Source organism: Ferrovibrio sp., assembly GCF_019636075.1.
GTDB lineage: Bacteria > Pseudomonadota > Alphaproteobacteria > Ferrovibrionales > Ferrovibrionaceae > Ferrovibrio.
Genome location: NZ_JAHBYG010000082.1, coordinates 1 through 4,341, shown reverse-complemented (window position 1 = coordinate 4,341; position 4,341 = coordinate 1). Strand labels below are relative to the sequence as shown.

Here is a 4,341-nt window from a genome sequence, read left to right as displayed (position 1 = left end):
CAAAAACAATACATCAACTCGGACCACTTCAATGGGGGGAGATCAGTGGCACCACCACGATCATTCCATTCGCCTGTCAGTTCAAGGGGCAATCGTTGCGGTCGGCCGTGGAAGATTATCATCGCCGCGCAGCTGGAAAATCTTACATCGATTATGCCTTTCATTTGATCGTCAGCGACCCTACCCAGCATGTGGTGGGGCAGGAATTGCCGGCCCTGATCCATGACGGTTATACGTCGTTCAAGATTTATATGACCTATGACGACATGAAGCTGAACGATCGCCAGGTGCTGGATCTGCTCGGTCTGGCGCGCCGCGAAGGCGTGATGGCGATGATTCACGCGGAAAATGCCGATTTCATCGGCTGGCTGACCGATGGCTTGGTCGCTGCCGGCCATACAGCGCCGCAATATCATGCCGCTGCGCGGCCGATGGCAGTGGAGCGCGAGGCCACGCATCGGGCCATCACCATGGCGGAGTTGGCCGATGTGCCGATTTTGATCGTGCACGTATCGGGCCGCGAGGCGATCGATCAAATCCGTTGGGCTCAGGGGCGGGGTATGAAGATTTATGCGGAAACCTGCCCGCAATACATGGTGTTGACCGAGGATGATCTGAGCAAGCCGGGTTTCGAAGGTGCTAAATGCATTTGCAGCCCACCGCCTCGCGATAAGGCAAATCAGGCTGCTATCTGGGATGGCCTTAGCAGCGGAGTGTTCCAGATCGTATCATCCGATCATGCGCCATTTCGCTATCGGGACAGCAAGGGCAAAATGCTGCACGGCGAACATGCTGCTTTTAACTGGGTGCCCAATGGCATACCAGGCGTGGAAACCCGTTTGCCGATCCTGTTTTCAGAAGGAGTGAAGAAAGGCCGTATCAGCCTGCAGCGTTTCGTAGAGCTATCGGCCACTAACCCAGCCAGGCTGTATGGGCTTTATCCCCGTAAGGGTACATTGGCGATTGGTGCCGATGCGGATATCGTGATTTTCGATCCCGACCGTAAGGTGACGATTAGCAACAGCCTGCTGCATCACGCGGTGGATTATACGCCCTATGAGGGGCTGGAGGTAACCGGCTGGCCAGAAACCGTGCTGTCGCGTGGCATGGTGCTGATGGAAAAGGGCAACTTCATCGCCCAGGAAGGGCATGGCCGGTTCTTGCCCTGCGAGCGGCCGGATATGGCCAAGCCGAAAACAGCCGGATTAGAAGCGGAATAACCGCCCACAATCGCGCAAGGGCGTTTTGTCCATGGCGAGTACATCTAGTGCGCCCCAGAGTGTTGCGGCTATGGAATCGATCACCGGAATCCCGATTTCAAGTTCTATCCGCGGCGCCAGATCCGCAGCATCCATATTGGTGCAAACCACGGCAATTGCGTCTGGTTTTTCGGTGGCCACGGCCAGGATCATCGCTTCGATTTCACTGGTTGGTATGGCACAGAAGGAAAAATTATCCTGCAATCCGGCATGGCGCTCGCCAACGCAGGCATATCCTGCACCAGTGTAATTGCCGACGATGCGCTGCTGTACATCCGCGATATAGGGTGTAACCAGTGCGATACGCCGGGCCTGCAGCCGTTGAAAAATCGCGTTGATAGCCAGGATGGCCGTGGTGGCATGGATGCCGGCATGATGCCGGATGGTGCGTTTTTCGATTGCGTTGGCCAGTTGCGTGTCGCGCTCGAAGCCAAGCCAGCTTGCCGATGTACCATTCCAGGCGATGGCATCCACTTTGGCATGCGCCAGCAGATCGGCCGCTTGCATTATGGATTCCGGATCGAATTGGCCCAATGCTGTGGGCGATAAGGCAATCTCGGTAACTGGAAAGCGCGCAAAATGCGCAGTCACATCGGGCATATGGCGCAACAGACGGTACGTCGCCGGCTCCAATGCCGTATTGGAGGAGGGCGTGAGCATACCGATGCGGCGGATCATGGGAAATTCTTCCGAAACAGCGGCGGTGGACGAAAACCGAAGCCTTCGTGTTTTTCCAGATCCGCAGCAAAGGCCATTAGTGCGCGGTCTTGTCCTGGCGCTGCGATGATTTGTAGGCCTATGGGCAACCGTTCGCCCTCTGGCCAGAAAGGCAGCGAAAGTGCCGGGCAGCCGGTAAGCGTGATAATGGCTGTAATCGCCAGGTAATCGATCAGGCTGGCAAGCGGCTTGCCATCTATCTCGGCGACTTCGCCTGAATTCAGGCCGAAAGGCATCACCGAGGCGGCCGGTGTGATCAGCACATCATGCCGGCTAAAGAAATCGATAAAGCGGCGATAAAGCCTTGATCGCCGAGCTTCCGCCTGCAGGAAATCCGCTGCGGATATACCATCGCCACGCTTGATGTTCCAGCGCACGGTAGGAGCCAGAAGATCGCCATGTTGCGCCAACAGCGGCGACAAATTGTGGTGGATATAGGCCGCCCGTAGCGTACCGAAAATATCCATGGCAGCAGTGCAATCCGGATGTGCCATGGCCGCATCGGCATACAGATTTTTCAGTTTGGTGCTGGCTTCCGCAAAATGCCCGGCCATCACTTTTGCCATTGGCGCGGTGCCAAGATCTGATGACAAGGCTATGCGGGTTAAACGCCGGGTTGGGACGGGCTCGCGTTGCCAGGAGGTGGGATCACGCTCATCCGGGCCGGCCAGCGCATCGAAAAGGCTTATAACGTCGCTAGCTGAGCGGGTCAGCAATCCCGGAGTGGGAAGTGTATCCCAGGCCAGGGTGCGAGTAGGGCTGGGCAACATACCTGCGCTGGGTCTGAAGCCGACCACGCCGCAGAATGCCGCAGGTGTGCGTACCGAACCACCGAAGTCCGTTCCAATGGCTGCCGGTACCAGGCCTGCTGCTACCGCCGCCGCCGAGCCGCCGCTGGAGCCGCCCGAACTAAGCGTGAGATCGTAGGGATTTGCAGTGGAGGGGCAAAGCGCATTCATGCAAAGCGCGCCAAACCCGAATTCAGGCGTATTGGTTTTCCCTAGAATAACGGCTCCGGCGGTCTTGGCTCGGGCTACCAGGATATCATCTTGCTGCGGCACATGGCTGCGATACACCGCCGAGCCATAGGTGGTGCGCAGCCCTGCTGTATCGATCAGATCCTTTACGCCCAGGGGCAGGCCGAAAAGCGCTCGATCTTGCGGGCCCTCTGCATCTATCCGCGCGGCTTCGCCCAGCGCGGTATCGGAAAGGGTGATGAAGGCGTGTAATTTATCATCCTGATCGCGGCAGCGTTGCAGGGCATGCGTTATGGCCTCGGTTGCCGAACCGGCTTGAATGGCTTTGCGCATCAGCATGGTAGCATCAGTCAGGCTGCGCCACGATTAAGCGGTGCGATGCCGATATCCTGGAAGATCGCAACGATATCGTCGGGATCGCGCGCGGCGCCATCGAGATTGAGGCGTTGTTCGATTTCATCGAGATGCTTGTGCATTGCAGCCAATGCGCCGGCCTTATCGCCGGCCAGGATCATATCCGCGATGCCAGGATGTGCATCCGGTGAACAATCGGGAGAGCCCGGCACTTCGAATGTGGCAATCGCTAGTGATGTGCGCAGCATCAATTCCTTTGCGAAATCCAGCAACACAGTGTTGTTCGCCAATTCGGCGATCAGGATATGAAAGTCGGCGGTCAGCGCCAGAGATGCCCAGCGGTCATTGCGGTCATGTCCGCTTTCGCGCGCGATATGCATTTTAAGCAAGTGCCGAACATCGTCGGTCAGATTATCGACGACGGCGGAAACCGTAGCGGCTTCCAGCATGCGGCGAGCAGAAAAGATGTCGCGGGCCTCGCGGATCGTCGGGCGATAGATGAAGGCGCCGCGATTGGGAAAATGCGTAACAATGTGGCGCGATACTAGGTGTGCCAGAACCTGCCTGATATGGATCCGCGTGGTGGCAAAGACCTTGGCCAGCGCATCTTCGCCCAGCTTGGTACCGGGTTTGAGGCGCTTGTGGCTGATGGCTTTGAGGATGCCCTGCACGACCGGGTCGTCATCCAGGGTTCTGGGTTCGGAGCCGATATCGGCTTCGCGGTCTTTACGATTGGGCTTCATTCTTTGGTATTTAGCGAATCTGCTTAAAAATTGGAAGCAATCTTATTGCTTAATTATTAGACATAAATACGATATATTGATCACAATATAAACATTAAATTGGCGCCAATTTAATGGATAAAAATAAAACAATTTGATTCCAGTCGTTTACGAGCCGGTTCGGGTTGGCACACGGGTTGCTATGTCAGGCCAAAAGAGGAAGGCATGGCAAAACTTCTACTCAGCAACACTCTTATCCTGCGGGATGGCCGGGCGGCTTTCGCCCCCGAGCCGGTGGATATCCTCATAGAG

4 protein-coding genes are annotated in these 4,341 nt (G+C 56.5%); 1 reads left to right on the top strand and 3 read right to left on the bottom strand.

Annotation, left to right across the window (positions count from 1 at the left end):
- Positions 1-1,220 (top strand): dihydropyrimidinase (gene hydA, locus KF827_RS19480; RefSeq protein ID WP_291009279.1); only part of this gene is annotated, 1,220 nt, incomplete at its 5' end.
- On the opposite strand, the gene KF827_RS19475 is transcribed toward hydA, so the two are convergent.
- Genes KF827_RS19475 through KF827_RS19465 form a run of 3 tightly spaced genes read right to left on the bottom strand, consistent with a single transcriptional unit; the run spans position 1,206 to position 4,050 of the window.
- Complete coding sequence (locus tag KF827_RS19475) at positions 1,206-1,937, bottom strand: aspartate/glutamate racemase family protein (RefSeq protein WP_291009276.1); 732 nt, start codon at positions 1,935-1,937, stop codon at positions 1,206-1,208. The genes hydA and KF827_RS19475 overlap by 15 nt on opposite strands.
- Complete coding sequence (locus KF827_RS19470; protein WP_291009274.1) at positions 1,934-3,292, bottom strand: amidase; 1,359 nt, start codon at positions 3,290-3,292, stop codon at positions 1,934-1,936. Before KF827_RS19470 ends, KF827_RS19475 begins: the two co-directional genes overlap by 4 nt.
- An 11-nt stretch (positions 3,293-3,303) precedes the next feature.
- Complete coding sequence (locus KF827_RS19465) at positions 3,304-4,050, bottom strand: GntR family transcriptional regulator (RefSeq protein ID WP_291009271.1); 747 nt, start codon at positions 4,048-4,050, stop codon at positions 3,304-3,306.
- Positions 4,051-4,341 lie beyond the last annotated feature (291 nt).